Origin of the sequence: Pseudoxanthomonas koreensis (assembly GCF_041890415.1) — a bacterium.
In the GTDB taxonomy this organism is placed as follows: domain Bacteria; phylum Pseudomonadota; class Gammaproteobacteria; order Xanthomonadales; family Xanthomonadaceae; genus Pseudoxanthomonas; species Pseudoxanthomonas koreensis_A.
In genome coordinates this window covers 536,629-560,186 of the sequence record NZ_CP169056.1, presented here as the reverse complement: position 1 = coordinate 560,186, position 23,558 = coordinate 536,629, and the positions used below count along the sequence as shown (strand labels likewise).

The 23,558-nt window shown below is 70.2% G+C and carries 18 protein-coding genes, 1 tRNA gene and 1 pseudogene; 9 read left to right on the top strand and 11 right to left on the bottom strand.

All coding sequences use genetic code 11. The features are described from left to right. Window positions 1-106: 106 nt before the first annotated feature. From ACEJ41_RS02550 to ACEJ41_RS02530, 5 genes and pseudogenes are all read right to left on the bottom strand, one after another. Window positions 107-1,027 (bottom strand): annotated as a pseudogene (locus ACEJ41_RS02550) (NAD(P)/FAD-dependent oxidoreductase); the annotation flags it as partial. Window positions 1,028-1,225: 198 nt separating this feature from the next. Continuing rightward, window positions 1,226-2,209 carry a magnesium transporter CorA family protein gene (locus ACEJ41_RS02545; RefSeq protein ID WP_374013233.1) on the bottom strand — a complete coding sequence of 328 codons (984 nt, stop codon included), beginning with the start codon at window positions 2,207-2,209 and terminating at the stop codon, window positions 1,226-1,228. 132 nt (window positions 2,210-2,341) lie between these two features. Next, window positions 2,342-4,963, bottom strand: a complete 2,622-nt coding sequence (gene ligD / locus ACEJ41_RS02540) for a DNA ligase D (RefSeq protein WP_374013232.1) — start codon at window positions 4,961-4,963, stop codon at window positions 2,342-2,344. 167 nt (window positions 4,964-5,130) lie between these two features. Next, window positions 5,131-5,204: transfer RNA gene (locus tag ACEJ41_RS02535), tRNA-Gly, on the bottom strand. 74 nt (window positions 5,205-5,278) lie between these two features. Beyond that, complete coding sequence (locus ACEJ41_RS02530; protein ID WP_374013231.1) at window positions 5,279-7,075, bottom strand: autotransporter domain-containing protein; 1,797 nt, start codon at window positions 7,073-7,075, stop codon at window positions 5,279-5,281. A 165-nt stretch (window positions 7,076-7,240) separates the two neighbouring features. Here ACEJ41_RS02530 and thiS point away from each other — a divergent pair, with 165 nt between their 5' ends. From thiS to ACEJ41_RS02500, 6 genes are all read left to right on the top strand, one after another. Further along, window positions 7,241-7,441: a sulfur carrier protein ThiS gene (thiS, locus tag ACEJ41_RS02525; RefSeq protein WP_374013230.1), complete on the top strand. Its 201-nt coding sequence runs from the start codon at window positions 7,241-7,243 to the stop codon at window positions 7,439-7,441. A 157-nt stretch (window positions 7,442-7,598) separates the two neighbouring features. After that, window positions 7,599-7,946: a PadR family transcriptional regulator gene (locus tag ACEJ41_RS02520; RefSeq protein ID WP_374013228.1), complete on the top strand. Its 348-nt coding sequence runs from the start codon at window positions 7,599-7,601 to the stop codon at window positions 7,944-7,946. Window positions 7,947-7,960: 14 nt separating this feature from the next. Then, complete coding sequence (locus tag ACEJ41_RS02515; RefSeq protein ID WP_374013227.1) at window positions 7,961-8,959, top strand: hypothetical protein; 999 nt, start codon at window positions 7,961-7,963, stop codon at window positions 8,957-8,959. 33 nt (window positions 8,960-8,992) lie between these two features. After that, a complete protein-coding gene (locus ACEJ41_RS02510; protein ID WP_374013226.1) occupies window positions 8,993-9,790 on the top strand; it encodes a thiazole synthase in 798 nt (265 codons plus the stop codon). Next, on the top strand, window positions 9,791-10,525 hold the full coding sequence (gene trmB, locus ACEJ41_RS02505; RefSeq protein WP_374013225.1) for a tRNA (guanosine(46)-N7)-methyltransferase TrmB: 735 nt from the start codon (window positions 9,791-9,793) through the stop codon (window positions 10,523-10,525). A gap of 113 nt (window positions 10,526-10,638) precedes the next feature. Then, complete coding sequence (locus ACEJ41_RS02500; RefSeq protein ID WP_374013224.1) at window positions 10,639-12,504, top strand: SLC13 family permease; 1,866 nt, start codon at window positions 10,639-10,641, stop codon at window positions 12,502-12,504. Here the strand turns inward: ACEJ41_RS02500 and ACEJ41_RS02495 are convergent. Further along, entirely contained in the window at window positions 12,501-12,836 is a 336-nt protein-coding gene (locus ACEJ41_RS02495) for a Rieske (2Fe-2S) protein (RefSeq protein WP_374013223.1), read from the bottom strand. The genes ACEJ41_RS02500 and ACEJ41_RS02495 overlap by 4 nt on opposite strands. A 108-nt stretch (window positions 12,837-12,944) precedes the next feature. Here ACEJ41_RS02495 and ACEJ41_RS02490 point away from each other — a divergent pair, with 108 nt between their 5' ends. The 3 genes from ACEJ41_RS02490 to ACEJ41_RS02480 all read left to right on the top strand — a co-directional run bounded on the left by ACEJ41_RS02490 (window position 12,945) and on the right by ACEJ41_RS02480 (window position 15,324). Then, window positions 12,945-13,217, top strand: coding sequence for a hypothetical protein (locus tag ACEJ41_RS02490; RefSeq protein ID WP_374013222.1), 273 nt, complete (start codon window positions 12,945-12,947; stop codon window positions 13,215-13,217). A 185-nt stretch (window positions 13,218-13,402) separates the two neighbouring features. Beyond that, the gene (gene mscL, locus ACEJ41_RS02485) at window positions 13,403-13,816 is read left to right on the top strand and encodes a large-conductance mechanosensitive channel protein MscL (RefSeq protein WP_374013221.1); all 414 of its coding nucleotides are present in this window, start codon (window positions 13,403-13,405) and stop codon (window positions 13,814-13,816) included. Window positions 13,817-13,917: 101 nt separating this feature from the next. Beyond that, complete coding sequence (locus tag ACEJ41_RS02480; protein WP_374013220.1) at window positions 13,918-15,324, top strand: M28 family peptidase; 1,407 nt, start codon at window positions 13,918-13,920, stop codon at window positions 15,322-15,324. Window positions 15,325-15,396: 72 nt separating this feature from the next. Here the strand turns inward: ACEJ41_RS02480 and ACEJ41_RS02475 are convergent, their stop codons facing one another. From ACEJ41_RS02475 to ACEJ41_RS02455, 5 genes are all read right to left on the bottom strand, one after another. After that, on the bottom strand, window positions 15,397-16,326 hold the full coding sequence (locus tag ACEJ41_RS02475) for a TrmH family RNA methyltransferase (protein ID WP_374013219.1): 930 nt from the start codon (window positions 16,324-16,326) through the stop codon (window positions 15,397-15,399). 1 nt (window position 16,327) lies between these two features. Next, on the bottom strand, window positions 16,328-17,830 hold the full coding sequence (locus tag ACEJ41_RS02470) for an alanine/glycine:cation symporter family protein (protein WP_374013218.1): 1,503 nt from the start codon (window positions 17,828-17,830) through the stop codon (window positions 16,328-16,330). A 160-nt stretch (window positions 17,831-17,990) separates the two neighbouring features. Next, the gene (locus ACEJ41_RS02465) at window positions 17,991-19,229 is read right to left on the bottom strand and encodes a DUF418 domain-containing protein (protein WP_374013217.1); all 1,239 of its coding nucleotides are present in this window, start codon (window positions 19,227-19,229) and stop codon (window positions 17,991-17,993) included. A gap of 70 nt (window positions 19,230-19,299) precedes the next feature. After that, window positions 19,300-22,434, bottom strand: coding sequence for an efflux RND transporter permease subunit (locus ACEJ41_RS02460; protein WP_374013216.1), 3,135 nt, complete (start codon window positions 22,432-22,434; stop codon window positions 19,300-19,302). A gap of 3 nt (window positions 22,435-22,437) precedes the next feature. Then, window positions 22,438-23,553 (bottom strand): efflux RND transporter periplasmic adaptor subunit, encoded by a 1,116-nt coding sequence (locus ACEJ41_RS02455; RefSeq protein ID WP_374013215.1) that lies wholly within the window; start codon window positions 23,551-23,553, stop codon window positions 22,438-22,440. Window positions 23,554-23,558 lie beyond the last annotated feature (5 nt).

Genomic DNA, 23,558 nt, shown 5'->3' with positions numbered 1-23,558 from the left:
GATCAAGCAATCCGGCGTCCATGGATTGCCGGCCCTGGATGCCGTCGCAGATCAACCCGGCGGCCACCGCACCCCAGGTCAGCCCGTCTGCACCGAAGCCGGTGGCATGCCACACGTTGTCGTGGCCGCTGCGACCGATGTACGGCAGTGCGTCGGCCGGCTTGAACTGCTGGGCTGACCATTCGGCGGCCACCTCGCCGGCCGCAAATCGCCCGCGTGCGTAATCGGCCAGGCGCATGCGGTAGTCGATGCCCTGTTCGTTTTCGCCGGTGCGGTGCTTCTCCCCGACCACCACCAGCCACTCCTGTCCGTCCTGGCGCCACGGTCTGAGCGAACGCCCGGCATCGCGGATCCAGTGGATGCCGTCGCCCATGGCCGGTTGCGCCACCGGCAGCGCGATGCCGTATTCGCGGTACACCTCCATCTGCGCCTGGACCAGGTTGAACCCGAGTGGCGTGTGGGTGGCCATCACGATGTGGGCGGCCTGCACCACGCCTTCCACGGTCATGACCTCGCCCCGGGATGGGTCCACGTCGAGCACGGGCGACTGCTCGTACAGGCCAACCCCGCGCTGCGCCAGCGCATCGGCCATCGCGCGGGTGAACCGGTAGGGATTGAACTGCGCCTGGCCGTCGATGCGGAAGGCGCCGGCGGTCGCGAACGGCAGCGCCCCTGCATCGGTCACAGGCTCAAGCCCGGCCACTGCAAAGGCCTGCATCTCTTCGTCCAGCAGCGCCAGCTGCCCGGGGTCGGGCGCTTCCACTGCACACACCAGCGGGCAGCGCACCAGGCCGCAGTCGATCCGGTAGTGCTGCACGCAGGCCTCGATCGCATCCACGGCCGCGGCGCGCATCCGCGTCACGTCGCCCAGCACCTGCGCGTCCCAACGCTGCAGCAACGCGGACATGCCCGACGACAGCGGCGCGTAGAGATTGCCGGTGGAGCAACCGGTGTTGAGCGCGCCAACCCTGCCGGCCTCCAGCAGCACCACCTTCAGGCCGGCCTGCTGCAGGCGGTGCGCGACCATCACCCCGGTTATGCCGGCACCGACCACCGCAACGTCGGCCCCGGCCCTGCCGCGCACCGGCACCGACGCCGGCGGTGGAATGGCGTGGGGCATCCAGAGACTGGTCATGGCGCGGGCACCTTCGGCTTGCTTGCGAGGCCTCCAGTCAGCGCCAAGGCGATCAACCATGCGTGAAGTGCGGCAGCGCGCGGCGGCGTATCAGAACCAGTGGCGGCGCCACCCGGCCCACAGCGCGCCGGCGGCAAACGCCACAAGTACCGCCACCACGCTCCAGAAGCCGGCATCGCCGCTGCCGAACAGGTCGGCCTGGAAATTCATCCCCATCGCACCGACCACGGTTGCCAGCACGCCGGTGATGACGGTGACGAACGTCAACACCCGCATGAAGTGGTTGGTGCGCAGCGCGGTCTTGTTGCTGAACAGCTCGAAGCTGCCGATTACCAGCTCGCGGGCGTTCTCCACCATGTCCATGGCCCGTTCGAAGCGGGTATCGAGGGCGACGAAGTGGCGATCGGCCGAGCGGCCTTCGTCGGGCCGGAAGTCCGGGCGCGACATCGCGCCGAACACGTTGCGGTGCGGCGCCAGCATGCGCCGCATGCGCGAGGCCCAGCGGCGCAGGCGCTGCAGCTCGGGCAGCGAGTCGCCGGCGCTCTTGCCCAGGATCGCCACCTCCAGCCGCTCGATGGCATCCTCGTAGTCGCTGACCGCGTCGAAGTATGTGGCCAGTTGCCGGTCCAGCAGGGTGGCCACGAAACTCTCCGCGCTCAGGCCGCCAATGGCGGTGTGGGCAATGCCGAGCCGTCGCAACTCTTCCATGAACGGGACTTCCCCGCGCCGGTGCGTCAGCACCCGGTTGGGACCGGCAACGCAGGTCAGCACGGTGCCGCTCATTGCTTCGCGGCGGGTGCGGCCATTGACCACCACGCAGCGCACCCACAGGTACTGGTCTTCCTGGCCGACCTCCGGCGTGGTGCTGCCATCGGCCAGGAATCGCCGTGCGGCGGCAGGCAGCCGGCACTGCTCCCAGACCAGCTCCACCTGTTGGGCGGATGGATCGCACAGGTCGATCCACAGCAACGCCTCGTCGTCTGGTTCCAGGCCATTGAGCTGGCCGATGTCGAGGTCGCGCGTGGGCTGGGTGGCATGGAACAGCCGGGCGAAGAAGGATGGAAGGTTTGCCATGTCGGTTCCGGTTGCCGGCCGCGGATGCCGGGTGCCCCGGCGCGGGCCGTTTCCTGGCGCGGCCATCGCTGCCCGGGCCTGTCCTGTGTAGCAAACCCGCGGCAACGCGATGTGATCGCCGCGCCTGCCGCCTCACTCCTGCTGCGCCCAGCGGGCGAGGTCCTGCCTGACCCGTTCGATCCCCTCCCACGGATCCTTGCGCCGGCGCTTGAGCCTGGCCAGCGCGCTGTCGATGGTGAAGGCGCCGGCCTTCGCCAGCCTGGGCAGCTCGCTCCAGGACAGCGGCATCGCCACCGGTGCACCGGGACGGGCGCGCAGCGAGTACGACGCCACCGCGGTGGCGCCACGTCCGTTGCGCAGGTAGTCCACGAAGATGCGCTTGTTGCGCAGGCGCTTGGACGCGGTGGCCAGGAACCGGTGCGGTTCGGAAGCGGCCAGTGCATCGGCAAACCCGTGCGCGAAGCGTTTGGTCAGGCCCCAGTCGCATCCGGGATTGAGTGGCACCACCACGTGCAGGCCCTTGCCACCGGACGCGCGCAGGAACGATTCAAGCTCCAGGTCGGCCAGGATCCTGCGGATGTCGGCGGCGGCCTTCCTGACCTCGGCAAACGGCACGTCGGGCCCGGGGTCCAGGTCGAACACGACCCGGTCGGCCACGTCCGGCGCGTGCGCATGCGCGCCCCAGGGATGGAACTCCAGGGCGTTGAACTGGACCAGTTCCATCAGCCCGGCCTCGTCCTCCACAACGAGATAGTCGGCGTTGTTGCCGCTTTCTTCCTTCAGCTGCACCAGCGAAACCAGTTCCAGGCCGGCGGTGTGGTGCTTCTGGAAGAAGCACGCCTTCGCCGTGCCGGACGGACAGCGGATGATGGACAGCGGCCGGCCAGCGATCTCCGGCAGCAGGTGCGCGGCTACGGCGCGGTAGTAGTCCCACACGTCCTGCTTGGTCGTGCCGGTGTCGGGGAACAGCACCTTGGAGGGGCTGCTCAGGGTTGGCAGCGGGCATGTGGCATCCGCACGTGGGGTCTTCTTCGGAGTCTTCTTCGGAGTCTTCTTCGCGGCCTTCCGCACCGCCTTCTTCGCCGTCTTTTCCGGCGCCGCCGATCTGGTCACCTTCTTGGTCGCCTTCTTGCCGCCGCGTGTCGCGTGCATGGGTGCCTCCGCTTGATCGGTATCGGCCAGCGCATGAATGCCCTTGTCGCCGCGCACGGCCTTGAGCGAGGGCTGGCGCAGCAGGCCCTGTCCACCGATGCCGCGGTAGAACACCTCCACCACGAAGCGCGGCGCGAACCAGCGGGCCGAGCGCAGGTCGGTGTCGGTCGCGGCAACGTGGACGCTGGGTTGCCGCACGCCGCCCTGCAGCCGCGCCGTCACCTCGCCCATGAGCACATCGTTGAAACCGCTGCCGACCCGGCCCGCATAGCGCCAGCCGTGTTCCGGGTCGGGACGGGCCAGCAACAGCGAGCCGAAGCCGCTGCGCGATCCCTTGGGCGCGGTGTAACCCACCACCGCGAACTCGTCGGACGCCAGTTGCTTGGTCTTGCGCCAGTCATCGCTTCGGCCGGCCACGTGCGGCCGGTCCGCGCGCTTGGAAATGATGCCCTCGAAATCCTGCTCGCCGGCCATCCGGTACGCCGCATCACCATCGCCCTGGATGTGCGAGCTGTAGGCCAGGTGGCCCGGGTTGGCATCGAGCAGGCGTTCCAGCAGCGCCTTGCGCTCCAGCAGCGGTGCCCCGGCCAGGTCGATGCCATCCAGGTGCAGCAGGTCGAACAGCACGTAAGCCAGGGTGCCGTTGCGCTCGCCGGACAGGGTGGCCTGCAGCAGGTTGAAATCATCCCGGGTCCCGGCACCGGCAATCAGCTCGCCATCCAGCGCCGCCGAACGCAGGCCCAGCGCCTCCACTGCGGCACGGATGTCGGGGATCCGCCCGGTCCATTCGATCGCGTTGCGCGACCACAGCCGCACCTGGCCTTCGCGCACGGTCGCCAGGATCCGGTAGCCGTCCCACTTGATCTCGTGCAGCCAGTGTCCGCCGTCGGGCGGCGCCTGGCCAAGCCGCGCCAGTTGCGGCCTGAACGGGCCGTCCGGCGCGGCGGCCTTGCGCGCGTCGGGCAACGCCGCCGCCAGCCTGGCCCAGTCGCGCTTGCGGCCGGGGCGCCGCGGCAGTGCCGCCAGTTTCCTGCGTGCAGGCTTGCCGCCGCCTGCGCGGCGGGCATCGGCAGCCGGCGGCGCTGCCACGTCGCCCAGCAGGTCGTCGGCCTCGAGCGTGCCGGCATAGGCATCCTTGTCCTTGAACAGCAGCCATTGCGGCTGCCGCGCCGGCTTGCCCGAGCGCACCAGGTGCCATCCTCCCTTGAGCTTGTCGCCGAACAGCTCGAAGCGCAGGTGGCCCTTTGCCAATTGCTCCTCCGGATCGCCATGGGTGGACCACACCCCGTGATCGAACCGGGCCACGTGGCCGCCACCGTACTGGCCCTTGGGGATGTGGCCTTCGAACCCCGCGTACTCCACCGGGTGATCTTCCACTTCCACCGCCATGCGCTTGACCGCCGGGTCATAGCTGGGCCCCTTGGGCACCGCCCAGCTCTTGAGCGCATCACCCACCTGCAGGCGGAAGTCGTAGTGGCGTCGGCTGGCGTGGTGCAACTGGACCACGAACAGCGCGCGCCGGCCGCCCGGCAACGGCTTGCCTGGCTCGGGCTCGCGGGTCTTGTCGAAGCTGCGCTTGCGCCGGTACAGCTCCAGGCTCATGCGCGCACCCGCCGACCGACCGGAGCAGGAGTGCGGTGCAACCGCTGCAGGGGTTCATGCGCGCCCATGCGCGCAGGTGTACCGGGCCTGCCGTGGCCCCGGCGTGAGCATCACTGCCCCCGGAAAACAGAACGGCGACAAGGGCCAGGCCCGTGTCGCCGTCGAATTGGAGCGGGTGATGGGAATCGAACCCACGCTAGCAGCTTGGGAAGCTGCAGTTCTACCATTGAACTACACCCGCGCAGGCTTGAAGTCTATGCGGCGACCGGGCTGCGGCGCAACGGAGAAAACCGGTTGCGCCGCAGCCGGGTGGGATCAGAACCCGCCGGACAGGCCCAGGAACAGGCCGTTGTCGCTGCCGCCCTTGCGGTTGACCGTGGTCCGCGCACCCAGGTCGGCGGCCAGGCCGAACAGTTCAAAGCGTGCACCCAGCACCACGCTGCCGTAGTCGTCGTCGAAATCCACGCCGGGCACGGCGTATTCCATGCCGGCCACGGTGCGCAGGCTGGCACGGGCCTGGCCTGGCGCATCCTCGAAGTCGTGGTCCCAGGTGGCGCGCAGGTACGGGGTGAACGCACCGGCGTCGTAGCTGGCCTGCCAGCCCAGGCTGCCGATCAGCGAGTCGCGCGCCAGCTCCGGGTAGGCCAGCGCGGTGGAGGACAGGTTGTCCTCGTCCCAGCCGTCGATCTTCACCTGCTGCCACAGCAGCGCGGCCACCGGGCCGTGGCGCAGCGCGCCCTCGCCGAAGGCATAGCCGCCGCTCACGCCGACGCCGATGTTGCGGCCGTCGCTGTCACCGCGATGGCTGCGTACCGCAGGGCCCATGGCCACCTCGCGGGTCACCTCGATGTCCAGCCGGGTCCAACTGGCCTGGGCGTTGACCCAGGCGCGCTGGCCGTACCAGCCCACGAATCCGCCCAGGGTGGTGTCGGACTGCTCGAAGCCGCCGCGGCGCTGGCCGAAATCCGCGTCCAGCTTGCCGTAGCCGGCGAAGGTGCCGAACACCAGGCCGTTGCCATTGCTCCAGTCCATGCCGAACAGGCCGGCCGGGGCGATGCCGTCATACAGGTCGGCGTGCGCGTAGCGCTGGTTGTCCGCACGCAGCCCGCCCCACCAGTGCATCCCCTCGGGCGGCGCGCCGGCGGCCAGGTGCGAGGCGACCTGGTCGGCGCGCGCGCGGCCGATCACCGTGGCCGAGTGCGGCACCACCGACACCAGGCGCGGGCCTTCCAGTACCGAGACGGCGTAGTCGGCCAGGATCGCGTGGCCGGCGGCGGAGGGATGCACGCCATCGGCGAACAGGTAGCTGTCGGCCGCGTCCGGGGTCACGTACAACGCCGGGTAACAGGCCAGCGAGTTGCCACCCGGTGCCATGCAACCCGGTTCGGTGACGTTGCGCAGGCCGTAGGTGGCCGGGCTGGCGACCACTTCGCGCAGCATGTTGTAGGTATCCAGCGGGATGACCCGGTGCCCGGCTGCGGCCAGCGCGCCGTACATGGCGTCGTTGTAGCTGGCCGACAGCTGGCTCAGCGCACCCTGCGCCGCCGGCCCGGCGGCGATCGCGTCTGGGGTGATGCCCATGTCGGGCAGGTTCGGCACCAGGATGTAGCGCGCACCCGCCGCCTGCAGCGATCCCACCATCTGCACGACGCCACCGGCGGAAACGGCCAGGCCCTGCGCCGGCGCCTCGCCGCGGGCGACGGCGAAGATGTCGTTGGCACCGGTCCACACCGAGTACAGCGCATCCGGATCGGCACTGCCGCCGCGGGTGCCCAGGTAGTGGGCGACCTGCGCCACGGTGGAGTCGGCCTGGCCGCTGGGCACGGTCACCTTTGAGCCACCCTGGGCGTAATTGTCACCGCCCTCGCCGTCGGTGCGGCCATTGCCGCCGTAACGGTCGGCCAGGTGCTCGGCCCAGACCAGGCCGGGATTGCTGGTGAACTTGCCGGCCAGCGGCTGCAGCTCCGGCGGCAACGCGCCACGGAAATGACCCGAGTCGGTAAGGCTGTCGCCGAAGAACACGGTGCCGCTGTACTCGGCGGCCAGTGCCGGCATGCAGGCCAGGGCCAGGGCGGCGGCCAGCGCCGAACGGAACGGGCGGGAAGAGGACATGGAAAACTCCTTGTGGGGGTAAGCAGGAAAGCCGGCATCCGCAAGTCCGCTGCGGAAGCGGCGCCGCGCCGCCGCGTACGGATGCGAATGGTCCATGGTTCACCCATGCTGCCGCGCATTCACGCTGCGCTGCGGCATCGGCCCGGGAATGCGACAATCCGGCGCATGGACATCATCGTCAACGGCGAGCCGCGCAGCATCGCGGCCGATGCCACGCTGGTCGCGCTGCTGGAGGCCGAAGGCCTGACCGGGCGCCGGGTCGCGGTGGAGGTCAACGGCCACATCATCCCCCGCGGCCGCCACGGCACGCACACGCTGGCCCAGGGCGACCAGGTGGAGATCGTGCACGCGCTGGGCGGTGGCTGAAACCAGCGCCGCAGGCGCGGGCGCCGCGCAACTGGCCCCCGCCCCCCAACCGCAATTCCGCATCGGCCGGAGGCCTGCCGGCCGGTTATGCAACGCGCCGATATCGCCTGGCCATTTGCTTTACATCGCATAGTTTATGAAATAAAGTATGCGGCATATGGCTAAACAACCCGCCGACGAACAGATCCTCAAGGGCCTGCTGGATGCCCTGGTCCTGGACGCGCTGCGTGCCGGCCCGAACTACGGCTTCGGCATCCGCGAGCAATTGCACCGGCGGCTGGGGCCGGACGCGGACATCCTCAAGGAAGCCACGCTCTACCCGCTGCTGCATCGGCTGGAGCGCAACGGCCTGCTGGCCTCGCACCACGAGCCCGGCGAGCGCGGCAGCCCTCGCAAGTACTACCGGCTGACCCCGGAAGGCCGCGAGTTCCTGCAGCGCCGCATCCGCGAATGGGCCCGCGTCAGCGCCCTGCTGCAGCGCACCCTGCTCACCCCCGCCCCGTAACCGAGGAACTCGCGATGAACGATTCCGTCCTCAAGTCCGCCTCGCCCTCGCTGCCCGCCGACATCCGCACCGGCGATCCTGCGATCGACCGCTACCTGTCGCAGATCGATGCGCACCTGATCGGCACCCGCGGCATCCGCAGGGCGACGCTGCTCGAAGCGCGCGATTTCATCGTCGATGCCAGCACCGATGCCGCGGACCGCGACGCCGCCATCCTTGCCGCGACCCGCGAGTTCGGCAGCCCCGCGGACATCGGCAGCATCCAGCGCCGGGAGCGCCACGGCATGCTGCTGAAGATCGCGCTGGCGACCGGCCCCGCATTCGCGCTGCTGATGCTGCTGGCCCAGGTGCTGGGCCTGCCCGGGCCCGGGGGATGGGGCGCGCGGGCGCTCGTCTTCGTGCTGAACATGCTGTTCTTCGGCCTCGCCATGGGCGTGAGCTTCGCCTATGCCATCGGCACGCCGGCACCATCGAAGACCCCGTCCACCGCCATCGGGGGCGGGGACGGATTCACGGTGGCCTACCGCACATCCAGCCGCACCCTGTGCTGGATCCTGATCGCCGTGTTCGGCACCATGCAGCTGTTCCTGCTGCTGGGCCTGTTCGGGGCCGACCCCACCGGCATCTTCAATGCCTGGATGTGGCCGCTGATCACGCTGATGCTGTTCGTCAACATCAAGAACCTCGGCGCCCCGCTGCATGCACTGCGCTTCAGCGCGGAGGTGACGCCCGGGGCGCTGCGGATCCATCGCCTGACCGGCCCCCTGCTGCTGCAGCGGCAGCAGATCGCCACCATCACCAGGCCGTCCTATCCCAGGCAGGTCTTCTCCACGCAGTATGGCCAGCAGCGCCGGATCGGCTGGCGCGACGAGGACGGCAGCCTCCGCCACGCCACTGTCTCGCTGCCCCCCGACATCATCAACGGCGACCGCCTGCTGGCCTGGCTGGAAGCGGCTGCCGACGACAACGCCGCGCAGGGGTTGAATCCCGCACGCCCGCCGCACGCGGGGTAGGCCACCGGGCCCGTTACGCGCGATAATCGCGCGATGACCACGCACCCGCACCCTGATGACGGCCTCGTCATCGCCGGCAAGACCTACACCTCGCGCCTGCTCACCGGCACCGGCAAGTTCAAGGACCTGGACGAAACCGCCCGCGCCACCGAGGCGGCCGGCGCCCAGATCGTCACCGTCGCCATCCGTCGCACCAACATCGGCCAGAACCCGGGCGAGCCCAACCTGCTCGACGTGCTGCCGCCGGATCGCTACACCATCCTGCCCAACACCGCCGGCTGCTACACCGCCGAGGATGCGGTGCGCACCTGCCGCCTGGCGCGCGAGCTGCTGGACGGCCACAACCTGACCAAGCTGGAAGTGCTGGGCGACCAGCGCACCCTGTACCCGGACGTGGTCCAGACCCTGAAGGCGGCCGAACTGCTGGTGGCCGACGGTTTCGACGTGATGGTGTACACCTCCGACGACCCGATCCTGGCGCGCCAGCTCGAAGAAATCGGCTGCTGCGCGGTGATGCCGCTGGCCGCGCCCATTGGCTCGGGCCTGGGCATCCAGAACCGCTACACCCTGCTGGAAATCGTGGAGAACGCGAAGGTGCCGGTGCTGGTGGATGCCGGCGTGGGCACCGCTTCCGATGCCGCCATCGCCATGGAGCTGGGCTGCGACGGGGTGCTGATGAACACCGCCATCGCCGGGGCGAAGAACCCGGTGCTGATGGCCAGCGCGATGCGCAAGGCGGTGCAGGCAGGACGCGAGGCCTTCCTCGCCGGGCGGGTGCCGCGCAAGCGCTACGCCAGCGCGTCCTCGCCGGTGGACGGACTGATCGGCTGAATGACCGACCCGTTTGCCAGCCAGGGCGCCAAGGCCCCGCCCAAGCCCTACACCCACCATGAGGGCCGCCGCGAGATCCGCAGCTTCGTCCTGCGCCAGGGCCGCTTCACCCCGGCCCAGCAGCGCGCGTTCGACGAAGCCTGGCCACGCCTGGGACTGGACTACACCGGCACTGCGCGCGACCTGGACGCGGTGTTCGGCCGGTCCGCGCCGAAGGTGCTGGAGATCGGCTTCGGCAACGGCGAGGCGCTGCGTTTCGCCGCCGCGCAGGATCCCGACCGCGACCATGTCGGCATCGAGGTCCACGCCCCCGGCGTGGGCCGCCTGCTCAATGCGCTGGCCGGCGATGGCGCACGCAACGTGCGCCTCTACCACCATGACGCGGTCGAGGTCCTCGACAACGAGATCGGCGACGGCGTGCTGGACGAGATCCGGATCTACTTCCCCGACCCCTGGCACAAGAAGAAGCACAACAAGCGGCGCCTGGTGCAGCCGGCATTCGCCGCACTGCTGGTGCGCAAGCTGCGCCCGGGCGGGCGCCTGCACCTGGCCACCGACTGGGCGCCCTACGCCGAGCACATGTGGGACGTGCTGGAGGCCACCGCCGGCCTGCGCAACCAGGCCGGCCCACGCGGGCATGTGCCGCGTCCGCCGTGGCGCCCGGAGACCCATTTCGAGCGGCGCGGCGTGCGCCTGGGCCACGGCGTGTGGGACCTGGTGTATGAGAAGCTGTGAACGCCTCGGTGACCGGGGATGCCTGAAGGCCAATCGCGCAGGATCACTCATCCGACCCACCTGACCCGGTCCCGGGTTTCCCGTCACCCACCACGGATCATCGAACTCGGCTCATGGAATCCGGCCTCACCCTGACCAACGAAATGCGCCTGGTGCTGGGCCTGGTCGGGTTCACGATGGCGATGTTCCTGTTCGAGCGCATCCGCGCCGACCTGGTTGCGCTGCTGGTGCTGGTGGTACTGGGAATCACCGGGCTGGTGGCACCCGAGGAAATCTTCAGCGGCTTTTCCAGTAACGCGGTCATGAGCATCATGGCCACGATGATCCTCGGCGCCGGGCTGGACCGCACCGGCGCCCTGAACCGGCTGGCAAGCTGGCTGCTGCGGCGCGGTCGCGGCATCGAGCAGCGGCTGCTGCTGATGACCAGCACCGTGGCCGGCCTGAACTCGGCCTTCATGCAGAACCCGTCGGTGATGTCGCTGTACCTGCCGGTGGCGGCGCGCTTGTCCTCGCGCACCGGCATCTCGCTGTCGCGGCTGGTGCTGCCGATCACCTCGGCCATCGTCATGGGTGCGGCGCTGACGATGGTGGGCAACTCGCCGTTGATCCTGCTCAACGACCTGCTGGTGTCGGCCAACAACCACCTGCCCTCCGGCATGGCCACCCTGGAGCCGCTGCCGATGTTCGCGCCGGCACCGGTGGGCCTGGCCCTGCTGGTGGCCTCGCTGCTGTACTTCCGCTTCTACGGAAACCGCAAGCTGGCCGAGGCCGAAGCGCAGGGCAAGGGCAGCGGCGAGAACGTCACCCCGTCCAGCACCGAGGGCTACTTCGCCCGCACCTACGGCATCGAGGGCGACGTGTTCGAACTCACCGTCACCGCCGAGAGCCCGCTGGTGGGCATGTCGGTGGGCGAGGCCGAATCGCTGCACGATGCGCCGCTGCTGCTGGCGCTCAAGTCCGGCAACGACACCCGCCTGGCGCCGCCCGCGGACATGCGCATCTGGGTGGGCAGCGTGCTGGGCGTGATGGGCCGGCGCCAGGGCGTGGTCGATTTTGCCCAGAACCAGTTCCTGCGCATGTCCTCGCGCCTGCGCAACCTGGGCGACCTGTTCAACCCGTCGCGCGCCGGCATCTCCGAGGCGGTGGTACCGCCGACCTCCAGCTACATCGGCAAGAGCGCGCGCGACCTGCGCCTGCGCCACACCTCCGGCATCAGCCTGCTGGCGATCAACCGCGACCGCAAGGTGATCCGCGAGGACGTGCGCTCGGTGGCGCTGCGGCCGGGCGACATGCTGGTGTTCCACAGCTTCTGGCAGGACCTGGCGCGCACCGCAGGCAGCCGCGATTTCGCCGTGGTCACCGACTACCCGAAGGGCGAGCAGCGGCCGCACAAGTTCAAGATCGCCATGGTGATCTTTGCCGCCACAATAGTCATTGCGCTGACTGCAAAGCTGCCGGTGGCGCTGACCCTGATGACCGGGGTGGCGGGCATGCTGCTGACCGGCGTGCTGAAGATGGACGAGGCCTATTCGGCGATCAACTGGAAGACGGTGTTCCTGACCGCCGGCCTGATTCCGCTGGGCTGGGCCATGGACAGCAGCGGTGCGGCGGCGTGGGTGGCCGCCAACACCCTGGCCGTACTGCCCGAGGGCACCGCACCGTGGGCGGTGCAGATCGTGCTGGCGCTGCTGACCACCTTGTTCTCGCTGGTCATCAGCCACGTCGGCGCGACCATCGTGATGGTGCCCATCGCCATCAGCCTGGCCCTTGCGGTGGGCGGCAACCCGACCGCGTTCGCGTTGATCACCGCGCTGTCGGCGTCCAACAACCTGATGACCGCCTCCAACCCGATCATCTCCATGGTCACCGGCCCGGCCGGCTACAACGCGCGCCAGATGTGGCGGGTGGGCGCACCGATGTGCCTGCTGTACACCATGATCGCGGTGACCGTGGTCAACCTGATGTTCTGGAATTCCTAGCCGGCCGCGGCCAGCCAGACCTTGCCGTCGCGGACCTTCACGGCAACCGGGCGCAGCGCATCGCCGCGGCACGGCCCGGCCACGCACACGCCATCGCCCAAGCCGAACGCGGCCCCGTGCACGGCGCACACCAGGTGGCCTTCACTGCTCTTCAGGAACTGGCCAGGTGCCCAGTCAAGGCGCCGGCCCGCATGCGGACACACGTTGATCCAGGCCTGCACCGCATCGCCGCGACGGTGCAGGATCAGCGACTGCTCATGGCCTTCGACGTGCACCTGCACCTCACCCAGCGCACCGTCGTCAAGCTGCGCCAGTTCGATCAAGGGACGCATGTCCTCGTCCTCGGCGCGCGCCGGCCCTGCGTTTAACGAACCCATCACAACCTCGCCGGACATCCGGCCGATACTTCCCGTCCAGCGCCATTCTGGCACGCGTCCCCCATGCGATTCAGGCCCTTCCGCTTCGACACCGCCGTCCTCGGCTCCCTGTTTGCGCCGCGCAAGCCGCGCTCGCCGCTGCTGCGGCTGGCGCTGGGCGTGGTCGGGCTGGGCCTGCTGGCGCTGCTGGTGTTTTTCAGCGTGTTCGTGGGCGCGGCGATGATTGCCGCGGGCCTGGCCTGGAAGCTGCTGCGCGGCCACCGCCAGCCGGCGCGCGGGCAGACCATGGACGCCGAATACCGGGTCCTGCGCAAGCCGGTACTGCCCTCGCACTGAGGCCTGCCGGCCGCCACGGCGCGCCGCCCATCACCCGTCTCCGCCGCTCCCTCCTGCCAGGCCCGGTTGCCGGGAGCGTGTCCGCAGCACGGACGCCGGCACCTGACCGCGCAGGCGCCACCGGGTTACGCTTGGCCCCCGTGCAACACGCACCGACACCCCGACAAACACCAGGAGAGCCAGTGATGGGAATGATCGCCGAGTTCAAGGAATTCGCGATGCGCGGCAACGTGATCGACCTGGCCGTGGGCGTGGTCATCGGCGCGGCATTCGGCAAGATCGTCACCGCGCTGGTGGACAAGGTCATCATGCCGCCGATCGGCCTGCTGGTCGGCGGCGTGGACTTCTCCAAATGGACATGGACGCTGAAGGAAGCCGGCGTGGACGCCGCCGGCGAGGTGATACCGGCGGTGGCGATCGGCGTGGGCGAATTCCTCAACACCATCATCCAGTTCGTGATCGTGGCCTTCGCCATCTTCATGCTGGTGAGGGTGATCAACCGCCTGGCACGCAAACAGGCCGAAGCGCCTGCCGAAGCACCGCCGCCGGCCGAGGACGTGCTGCTGCTGCGCGAGATCCGCGACGCGCTCAAGCGCTGAGCGCCCCCCGGCGACACCCGCACCTTCATCCCGTGACCAAGTGCACGGGGCCGGCCGGCGGCGCTTTGCTAGGCTCCGGGGTTTGCACCGGAGCTTGCCGCATGCGCATTGCATTGCTTGCCCCCGCGCTGGCCGCCGCGTTCCTCGCCGCGCCCGCGCCCGCCGCCGAAACCCGCATCCCCGACGCCGCCCTGGCGCAGATGGGCGAGCTGCGCACGCGTGCGCTGGCCGATGACACCGGCTGGAAGGTGGTCGAATCGCTGACCACCGAAATCGGACCGCGCCTGGCCGGCAGCGAGGCCGACGCGCGCGCGGTAGCCTGGGCCGTGGCCAAGTTCCACGCACTGGGTTTCGACCGGGTCTGGAGCGAGCCGGTCACCTTCCCGAAGTGGGAGCGCCGCAGCGAACATGCCGCGGTCGTGGGTGCGCACGCGCAACCGCTGGCGATCACCGCACTTGGCGGCAGTGTCGGCGGGACGGTGGAAGCACAGGTGGTGCGCTTCCCCGACCTGGCCGCGCTGGAAGCCGCCGCCGACGGCTCGCTGGCCGGCAGGATCGCCTTCGTCGATTTCCAGATGCAGGCCGCGCGCGACGGCAGCGGCTACCGGGCCGGTGGCGCGGTGCGTTCGCGCGGGCCGTCGGTGGCGATCCGCAAGGGCGCCATCGGCTTCCTGATGCGCTCGGCCGGCACCGACAACCACCGGGTACCGCACACCGGCATCACCCGCTACGACGATGGCCTGGAGCCGGTGCCAGCGGCGGCGCTGAGCATCCCCGACGCCGACCAGCTCGCGCGCCTGGCCGCGCGCGGCCCGGTGAGCGTGCGCCTGGCCCTGGACTGCGGCTGGGACGGGCAATACACCTCGCACAACGTGATCGGCCAGATCACCGGGCGCAGCCGCCCGCAGGAGGTGGTGCTGATCGGCGCGCACCTGGATTCCTGGGACCTGGGCACCGGCGCAGTGGACGACGCAGCCGGCATCGGCATCACCATGGCCGCCGCGCGCCTGATCGCGCAGATGCCGCGGCGCCCGGCGCGCAGCATCCGCGTGGTCGCCTATGCGAACGAGGAACAAGGCCTGCTCGGCGGCCGCGCCTATGCGCAGGCGCACGCCGACGGCATCGCGCTGCACCAGCTGGCGGCCGAGAGCGACTTCGGCGCCGGCCGCATCTATGCGTTCAATACCGGCGCACCGGCACACGCTCGCGCGGCCACCGCGCAGATCGCGGGAGCGCTGGCGCCACTGGGCATCGCCTACGCCCCCGACAAGGGCGGCCCGGGCCCGGACATCATCCCGCTGGCGGCGCGGGGCGTGACCTGGGCATGGCTGGCGCAGGATGGCAGCGACTACTTCCACCTGCACCACACCGCCGACGACACCCTGGACAAGATCGACCCGGCCGCACTGGCGCAGAACGTCGCCGCCTATGCGGTATTCGCCTACCTGGCTGCAGATGCCGAGGGTGATTTCGGCAGCGCGCCGAAGGCCGCGTCGCCCGCGCCCTGAGGCCTGCGCCGCCGCGCGGGCGCCACGGGCATGCCGGCCCGACGCGCCTGTGGCGCGCGCGGTGCCACCCCGCTATGCGCGCGTGCGCCGGGCGGCTACCCACTGCGCAAGGAATACGGCCGTGGCCGCGGCCACGTTCAGGCTTTCCACCGCACCGCTGCCGGGGATCGACAGGCGCAGCTCGCAGGCCGCGGCCAGGCCGGCATCCATGCCCTCGCCTTCGGCGCCCATCACGTACACCAGCCGCGGCGGCAAGGATGCGGCAAACAGGTCCGCGCCATCGCGCACCACGGTGGCGGCAAGCGCGAAGCCGGTATCGCGCAGGCGTGCCATCGCCGCATCTGCCGGTGGCAGGCGCACCAACGGCACCGCCTCGGCCGCACCTTCGGCCACCCGCGCAGCCGCGCCGGACAGTGCCAGCGGCGAGCGGTGCGGCAACAGCACGGCGGCGCCGAAGTGCGCGGCCGAACGCAGGATCGCGCCGAAGTTGTGCGGGTTGCCGACTCCGTCCAGCCAGATCGCCAGCGTCGGCGCGTGTGTCGGCAGGCCGTCCAACCACGCATCCAGCGACAACGGCGCAACCCGCAATACATCGGCCACCACGCCTTCGTGGTGGGTGCTGCCGGCCAGGCGGTCCAGGTCGGCCGTGTCCACCACGCGGTAGCCCACCCGATGCTTCACGCACCACGCAAGCAATGGCTTCAGTACGCCGAGGCGAGCCTCGGCCAGCCACAGCTTGCGGATCGCCTGCGGCCGGCGCCGGAACACCGCCTCGACCGCGTTGAGTCCGTACAGCCGCAGCTCCTCGCGGCGGGCGCCATGGTGTGCGGTGTCGACCGGCGGCAGCGCCGGATCGGCCTCTGCCCCGGCGCCGGAAGGGGCGCCGTCGTCACCGCGCGGCCGGGAGGCAACGGCCGGCCATTTTTTCTCCGGCCGTCCGCTCGGTGGGCGCCGTGCTGCATCCCGCGGCGGGCGCGGCCCGCGATCCCAGGGACCGGCCACGTCAGCGCCGCTTCCAGAAGTGGGCGTTGCGGATGCCCAGTGCTTCAGGGTCGAACACCGGTTCCACGCCGAGCTTCTTCTGCCGCTCGTAGTCGCGCAGCGCCAGCAACGCCGGCTTCTGCACGATCAGGATGGCGACGATGTTCAACCAGGCCATCAGGCCCACGCCGATGTCGCCTAGGGTCCAGGCGATGGCCGCGTTGTGGTACGCGCCGAATACCACCATGCCGACGATGCCCAGCCGCAGCAGCAGGATCGCCAGCCGGTGCGGCTTGCGCACGCCGGCAACGTAGGTGAGGTTGGTTTCGGCCATGTAGTAATAGGCCATGATCGTGGTGAAGGCGAAGAAGAACAGTGCCAGCGCCACGAATCCGGCGCCCCAGCCCGGCAGCACCGACTCCACCGCCGCCTGGGTGAACTGCGCGCCCTCCGACGGCAGCAGGCCCGGCACGCCGGTGTACACCGCCTCCAGCACCTCGGCGCCATCTTTGGTGGCCACCTTGAAGGTGTTGTACATGCCGGTGGACAGCAGCAGGAAGGCGGTGGAGGTGCACACCAGCATGGTGTCGAAGTAGATCGCGAAGGCCTGCACGTAGCCCTGCTTGGCCGGGTGCGAGACCTCGGCCGCCGCAGCCGCGTGCGGGCCGGTGCCCTGGCCGGCCTCGTTGGCATAGATGCCGCGCTTCACGCCCCAGGCCACCGCCTGGCCGATGATGGCGCCGAACGCGGCGTGCGCACCGAACGCGCTGCTGAAGATGTCGGCGAACATGTCCGGCACCTTGTCCGCGTTGAGGATCATCACCACCACCGCCATCAGGATGAAGCCGGCGGCCATGAACGGGACCACCACCTCGGCGAAGGTGGCGATGCGGCGGATGCCGCCGAAGATGATGGTGGCCAGCAGCGCGGCCACGCCCAGGCCGATCCACAGCTTCATCGCGCCCATGCCGCCGGCAGCAGCGCACAGGCCCGGATCGCCGCCGCACAGGACATTGCTTGCGCTGTCGGCAATCGCATTGGCCTGTACGCCCGGCAGCAGCAGGCCGGTGGCCACGATGGTGGTGATGGCGAACGCCATCGCGTACCACTTCAGCCCCATCGCCTTCTCGATGTAGTACGCCGGTCCGCCGCGGTAGCGCCCCTCGGCGTCCTTCTCCTTGTAGATCTGCGCCAGCGAGGACTCGATGTACGAGGTCGAGGCGCCGAGGAAGCCCATCACCCACATCCAGAACACCGCGCCGGGGCCGCCGTAGGCAACGGCGGTGGCCACCCCGGCGATGTTGCCGATACCCATCCGCCCGGCCATGGAGATGGCCAGCGCCTGGAACGAGGACACGCCCGCCTCGGACTTCTGCCCGGTGACCGTGAGCCGGCACATCTCGGCAAAACCGCGCACCTGCATGAAACGGGTGCGGAAGGAGAACCACAGGCCGGCGCCCAGGCACAGCGCGATCAGCGCATTGCTCCAGATGATGCCGTTCAACCAGTTGAGAAGGGCTTCCACGGGCGCGGGTCTCCGGAGCTCGGCCTTGCGGCGGAATGGACGCGGGCGGCATCGTTGCCGCCCGCAGGCATGGAAAGATAACCGCAAGCGCCGCCGCGCGCAGCGCAGGTGCTCGCTGCAGGTGCGTGCCGCGCCGGGCAACGCATCGCGCGGTGCCCGCTCAGCCGGTGCCGCCCTCGCCTTCCCTCAGCGGCCGCAACGGCGGTGCCGGCACACGCGGGCGCACGAAAGGCACGCCGGTGGTCAGGTAGGTGCCTGCGCGCCACACCCACTCCAGCGGACCGTAATAGAACCGGCGGAACCACAGGTGGGCCAGCAGCAACTGCGCCGCGAACGCGGCCAGGCCCAGCAACACGGCCTGCAGCTGGGTCATGCTGGCGTACAGGCCCAGCCCGTAGCCGTAGAACACCGGCACGAATACCAGCGACTGGCCCACGTACAGGCTCAGGGTCATGCGCCCGGCCGGGGCCAGCAGCCCCAGCGCGCGGTGCAGGGGACCGTGGTAGAGCCACAGGAAGCCCAGCATCAGCACCGCCATCATCACCAGGTCGAACAGGCTGGCCAGGACCGCGCCGGCCAGGGCCCGCGGCACCACCACCGTCGCGCTGGCCGGCACCAGCTGGGCCAGCGGCTCGCGGACGAAGTAGAGCAGCACCGCCACCAGCAGCGCGAGCACCAGGCCGATGTGGCGCGCGCGCGCAAACTGCGCCGGCCGGGCGAAGAACCCGATCCGGCCCAGGACCATGCCCAGCAGCGACAACCCCATGATCTGGCTCAGGCGCCCGGAGCCGTACATGAAGCTCCACTTCTGCGCGTGCCCCTCGACCACGTTGATCCGCACCGTGTCCAGGAAGCTTCCATGCAGGTAGACCTCGGACATGGACAGGTTCCAGTAGCCGGGCGGGCGGTTGGCCCATTCGGCGCCCAGCAGCCCGGCCACGATCTGCACCAGCATCAGCGGCTGCAGCATGAACGCCACCGCCAGCCACAGCAGCACCCGGTTCGAGCGCACCCGGTAGAACGGCACCAGCAGCAGGCCCATCAAGGCCAGCACTTCGAGGATGTCGCCGCGGTACCACAGCCCATGCAGCAGGCCCATCAGCGCCAGCAGCGCCAGGCGCCAGACAAAGCGCCCGGTGAAGTCCACCCCGCGCTGGGCGGAGCGATCCATGATGATGAAGAAGCTCACCCCGAAGCACAGCGCCATCAGGGCGAAGGCCTTGCCGGCCAGCAGCAGCCATACCGTGTCGTGCACGGCCTTCTGCAGCGGGTCGGTGACCGGGTTGAGCCAGTACAGCTCGAACAGTTCGGGCATGTGCACGATGAACAGCCCGAACAGGGCGAAGCCGCGCAGGGCGTCCAGCCCTTCCATGCGCGAGACGTAACCGATCTTCGTCATGGGACCCCCGGTTGCCGAAGGCGCAATGATGCCCAGCCCGGCGCCGGATCGCACCTGGTCCGGTGCGGCGTCAGTGGTGCCCGCCGGCCGGCGGGGTCTGCGCCTCGAGTTCCTCCAGGGTGCGCGCCAGGGCATCGGGCGAGCGCGTGCGCGGCGCCAGCAGCGCATAGAACGCAGGCACCACGTACAGCGACAGCAGGGTGGAGAAACTCACCCCGGCGATGATCACGATGCCGATCGTGGCGCGGCTGGCCGAGCCCGGCCCGCCGGCGGCCACCAGCGGCACCGCGCCGACCACGGTGGCCACCGAGGTCATCAGGATCGGGCGCAGCCGCACCCGGGCGGCCTCGGCGATGGCCTCGGCCACGCTCCGGCCCTGGTCACGCAACTGGTTGGCGAACTCCACGATCAGGATGCCGTTCTTGGCCGCCAGGCCGATCAGCATCACCACCCCGATCTGGCTGAACAGGTTGAGCGTGCCGCCGGTGATCCACAACCCGAGCAGCGCGCCCAGCACCGCCAGCGGCACGGTGAGCATGATGGTGAACGGATGCAGGAAGCTCTCGAACTGGGCCGCCAGCACCAGGTACACGATCAGCAGCGCCAGGGTGAAGGTCAGCAGCACCGCGCCGTCGGCCTCCTGGTACTCGCGCGACTCGCCCTTCCAGTCCACCTGCGCGTAGTCGGGCAGTTCCTCTGCCACCACCTGGCGGGTCCAGGCCAGCGCCTCGCCCATCGAATAGCCCGGCGCCAGCCCGGCGCTGATGGTGATCGCACGCAGGCGGTTGAAACGGTTGAGGCTGCCGGGCTCGGCGACTTCGCTCAGGCTCACCAGGTTGGCCAGCGGCACCAGCTCGCCGCTGCCGCCGCGCACATGGGTGCGCGCCAGGTCGGACGGGTCCATGCGCGCCTCGCGCCCGGCCTGGAGCATGACGTAATACTCCTCGCCGTCCTGCACGTACGTGGTGACCCGGCGCGAGCCCATCATCGTCTCCAGGGTGCCGCCCACTTCCTGCACCGAGACGCCCAGGTCGGCGGCACGGGCGCGGTCGATATCCACCCGCATCTGCGGCCGGGTTTCCTTGTAGTCCGAGTCCGGGTCCTGGATGCCGGGGTTGGATTCCATCCGCTCCAGCACCCGGTCGCGCCACTGCGCCAGCTCCGCGTAGTCCGGCCCGCCCAGCACCAGCTGGTAGCGCTGGCCGCGGCTGCCTACCAGGCCACCGGGCACGTTGGCGCGCACGCTCACACCCGGCAGGCGGGCAAACTCGCCGCGCAACTGCGCCACCACCTCGGCGGTGCTTTCATCGCGCCGGTGCCAGTCGTGCAGGAACACGATCACCTGGCCGGTATGCATTTCCTCGCTACCGCCCCAGCCACGCGGCGCGCGCGAGTTGGCGCGCTGCACTGGGCCATCCTCACCCACCCGGGCCAGCACGATCTCTTCGACCTGCTGCATCTGCCCGACGGTGTAGTCGAAGCCGGCGCCCTCGGGACCATCAACCATCACGAAGAAGCGGCCACGATCCTCGGCCGGGGCCAGCTCGCTGGGCACGCGCATGCCCAGCAGCAGCACCAGCAGCGCACACAGCGCCATCGCCGCCAGCAGCAGGGCCAGGATGCGCCGGCCGGGCAGCGCGACCAGGCGCTGCACATGGCGGCCGTACCCCTGCCCCAGGCGGTCCAGGCCACGCTGGGTCCAGGCATTGAGGCCGCGCGGGGCGGTGTGCGGGCGCACCAGCTTGGACGACATCATCGGGGTCAGGGTGAGCGCGACGAAGGCCGAGATCGCCACCGCCGAGGCCAGCGCCACCGACAGCTCGCGGAACAGGCGCCCGGAGTTGCCCTCCATGAAGCCGATCGGCAGGAACACCGCCACCAGCACCGCGGTGGTGGCGATCACCGCAAAAGCCACCTGCGCGGTACCACGGCGTGCGGCCACCAGCGGCGGTTCGCCCAGGTCGGCGCGGCGCTGCACGTTCTCCAGCACCACGATGGCATCGTCCACCACCAGCCCGATGCACAACACCAGCGCCAGCAGGGTCAGCAGGTTGATCGAATAGCCGAACGCATACAGCGCGATGAACGCGGCCACCAGGCACACCGGCACCGTGACCGCCGGGATCAATGCGGCGCGCAGGCTGCCCAGGAACAGCCAGATCACCCCGAACACCAGCAGCATCGCCTCGGCCAGGGTCCAATACACGCGCTCGATCGAAGCCTCGATGAAGGTGGTGCTGTCGTAGGCCACGAAGATGTCGGTGCCCTCGGGCAGGGTGGCCTGGATGACCTCGGCCTCGGCGCGCGCCGCGCGCGCCACCTGCAGTGCGTTGGCGGTGGATGTACGCACGATGCCAAGGCCGACGTTGGGCACGCCGTTGCTGCGCAGGTAGGCACGGCGCTCCTCCGGCCCCAGCTCGACCGTGGCCACGTCGCCCAGGCGCACCACGTAACCGTCGGCGCCCTTGCCCAGCGGCAACTGCGCGAACTGCGCCGGCTGCCGGTAGCCGCGCTCCACCCGCAGGGTGAAGTCGCGGTCCTTCGATTCGATCCGCCCGGCCGGCAGTTCCACGTTCTCGGCGCGCAGCGCGCGCTCCACGTCGGCCGCGGTGATGCCGCGCGCAGCCATCGCATCGCGGTCCAGCCAGATGCGCATCGCATAGCGCTGGCCGCCGCCCAGCCGCACCTGGGCCACGCCGTCCAGCGCTGACAGGCGATCGACCACGTAGCGGTCGGCGTAATCGGTCAACGCCATGGTGTCCATGACGGTGGAGCGCATGTTGAGCCAGATGATGACGTCCGCGTCGGCTTCGACCTTGGCGATCTCCGGCGGATCGGCTTCGTCGGGCATCCGGTCCATCACCCGGCTGACCCGGTCGCGCACGTCGTTGGCGGCCGCCTCGATGTCGCGGCTGAGGTTGAACTCGATGGTCACGTCCGAGCGGCCGTTGCGGCTGGACGACTGGATGGTGCGGATGCCCTCGATGCCGGCCAGGCCATCTTCCAGGAGCTGGGTGATGCGGGTCTCCACCACCGCCGCCGACGCACCCGGGTAGCGGACCTCGACCGAGACGATCGGCGGGTCGATGTTGGGCAGCTCGCGCAGGGTCAGGCGCAGGAACGACATCACCCCCAGCACCACCAGCAGCAGGCTGACCACGGTGGCGAACACCGGGCGCCGGATCGACAGGTCCGAGAGCTTCATCGGTCAATCCCGGTCGGGAGCGCCGGATTGCGCGTCGGCAGCGGCCGGCGGTGCTGGTCGGGCCGGCACTGTCCCGGCTTCGGCTTCGGCTTCGGCTTCGGCCACGGCCATGCCCGGGCGCAGCTTGCCGGTGCCGTCCACCACGATGCGCTGGCCGGCCTCCAGGCCCTGCACGATCTCGGCCAGGCCGTCGCGGCGCACCCCGGTGTCCACCGCCGCGCGCGCAACCCGGCCGTCTTCCCCCACCCGGTACACGAACGACTCGCGGCCCACCTGCACCACCGCGATTTCCGGCACCACCAGCGCCTGCCGCTGCGGCAGGAACAGGCTGGCCTGCAGCAGCATGCCCGGCCGCAGCCGCCGCTTCGGATTGTCGAAGGCCGCCCGTACCGTGAGCGTGCGGGTGACCGGGTCGATCCGCGCGGCCACCGTCTCCACCGCGCCCTCGAACGTCACCCCGGGCCAGGCGGTGCCATGGGCCGTGACCCGCGCCCCCGGCGCCAGTGCCGACAACGCCGCTTCGGGAACCTGGAAATCGGCATACACCCGGGTGATGTCGTCCAGGGTGGCGATCACCGCGTTGGGCGTGAGCAGGGCGCCGGGGCTGACCTGGCGGATGCCGAGCACCCCGGCGAACGGTGCGCGCACCTGCCGGTCGGAGATCTCCGAACGCATCTGCCGCACCCGCGCGGCGGCGGCGTCACGGGTGGCGCGCTGGGCATCGAGCGTGGCCCGCGACACCAGTTGCTGTGCGGCCAACCCCTGCAGCCGGCTGAACTGCTGCCCGGCCTCGGCCGCGGCGGCCTGCGCCTCCGCCAGCGCGGCCTGCTGCGCGTCCACCCGCAAGGTCACCAGCGGCTGCCCGGCGGCAACCTGCTGGCCGCTTTCGAAATGCACCTGCTCCACGATCTCGCTGACCTTGGCGGTCAGGGTCACCGATTCGCGCGCATGCACGGTGGCCAGTGCCTGCACCGTGTCGCTCCAGGGCAGTACGCGCACCGTGGTAGTGGTGACCGGGACCGGCGCCGACGTTGGCGCCGGTGCCGCCTGCTGGCGGCAGGCCACCACCCCCAGGATGCAGGCCAGGGCCAGGCAGCCCGCCGGGAATCGTGACGCCATCGACC

Excerpts from the sequence above, each read along its gene's own strand:
- ACEJ41_RS02545 (WP_374013233.1), bottom strand. The coding sequence starts at position 2,209 with ATGGCAAACCTTCCATCCTTCTTCGCCCGGCTGTTCCATGCCACCCAG.
- ligD (WP_374013232.1), bottom strand. The coding sequence starts at position 4,963 with ATGAGCCTGGAGCTGTACCGGCGCAAGCGCAGCTTCGACAAGACCCGC.
- ACEJ41_RS02530 (WP_374013231.1), bottom strand. The coding sequence starts at position 7,075 with ATGTCCTCTTCCCGCCCGTTCCGTTCGGCGCTGGCCGCCGCCCTGGCC.
- thiS (WP_374013230.1), top strand. The coding sequence starts at position 7,241 with ATGGACATCATCGTCAACGGCGAGCCGCGCAGCATCGCGGCCGATGCC.
- ACEJ41_RS02520 (WP_374013228.1), top strand. The coding sequence starts at position 7,599 with ATGGCTAAACAACCCGCCGACGAACAGATCCTCAAGGGCCTGCTGGAT.
- ACEJ41_RS02515 (WP_374013227.1), top strand. The coding sequence starts at position 7,961 with ATGAACGATTCCGTCCTCAAGTCCGCCTCGCCCTCGCTGCCCGCCGAC.
- ACEJ41_RS02510 (WP_374013226.1), top strand. The coding sequence starts at position 8,993 with ATGACCACGCACCCGCACCCTGATGACGGCCTCGTCATCGCCGGCAAG.
- trmB (WP_374013225.1), top strand. The coding sequence starts at position 9,791 with ATGACCGACCCGTTTGCCAGCCAGGGCGCCAAGGCCCCGCCCAAGCCC.
- ACEJ41_RS02500 (WP_374013224.1), top strand. The coding sequence starts at position 10,639 with ATGGAATCCGGCCTCACCCTGACCAACGAAATGCGCCTGGTGCTGGGC.
- ACEJ41_RS02495 (WP_374013223.1), bottom strand. The coding sequence starts at position 12,836 with ATGCGTCCCTTGATCGAACTGGCGCAGCTTGACGACGGTGCGCTGGGT.
- ACEJ41_RS02490 (WP_374013222.1), top strand. The coding sequence starts at position 12,945 with ATGCGATTCAGGCCCTTCCGCTTCGACACCGCCGTCCTCGGCTCCCTG.
- mscL (WP_374013221.1), top strand. The coding sequence starts at position 13,403 with ATGGGAATGATCGCCGAGTTCAAGGAATTCGCGATGCGCGGCAACGTG.
- ACEJ41_RS02480 (WP_374013220.1), top strand. The coding sequence starts at position 13,918 with ATGCGCATTGCATTGCTTGCCCCCGCGCTGGCCGCCGCGTTCCTCGCC.
- ACEJ41_RS02465 (WP_374013217.1), bottom strand. The coding sequence starts at position 19,229 with ATGACGAAGATCGGTTACGTCTCGCGCATGGAAGGGCTGGACGCCCTG.
- ACEJ41_RS02460 (WP_374013216.1), bottom strand. The coding sequence starts at position 22,434 with ATGAAGCTCTCGGACCTGTCGATCCGGCGCCCGGTGTTCGCCACCGTG.
- ACEJ41_RS02455 (WP_374013215.1), bottom strand. The coding sequence starts at position 23,553 with ATGGCGTCACGATTCCCGGCGGGCTGCCTGGCCCTGGCCTGCATCCTG.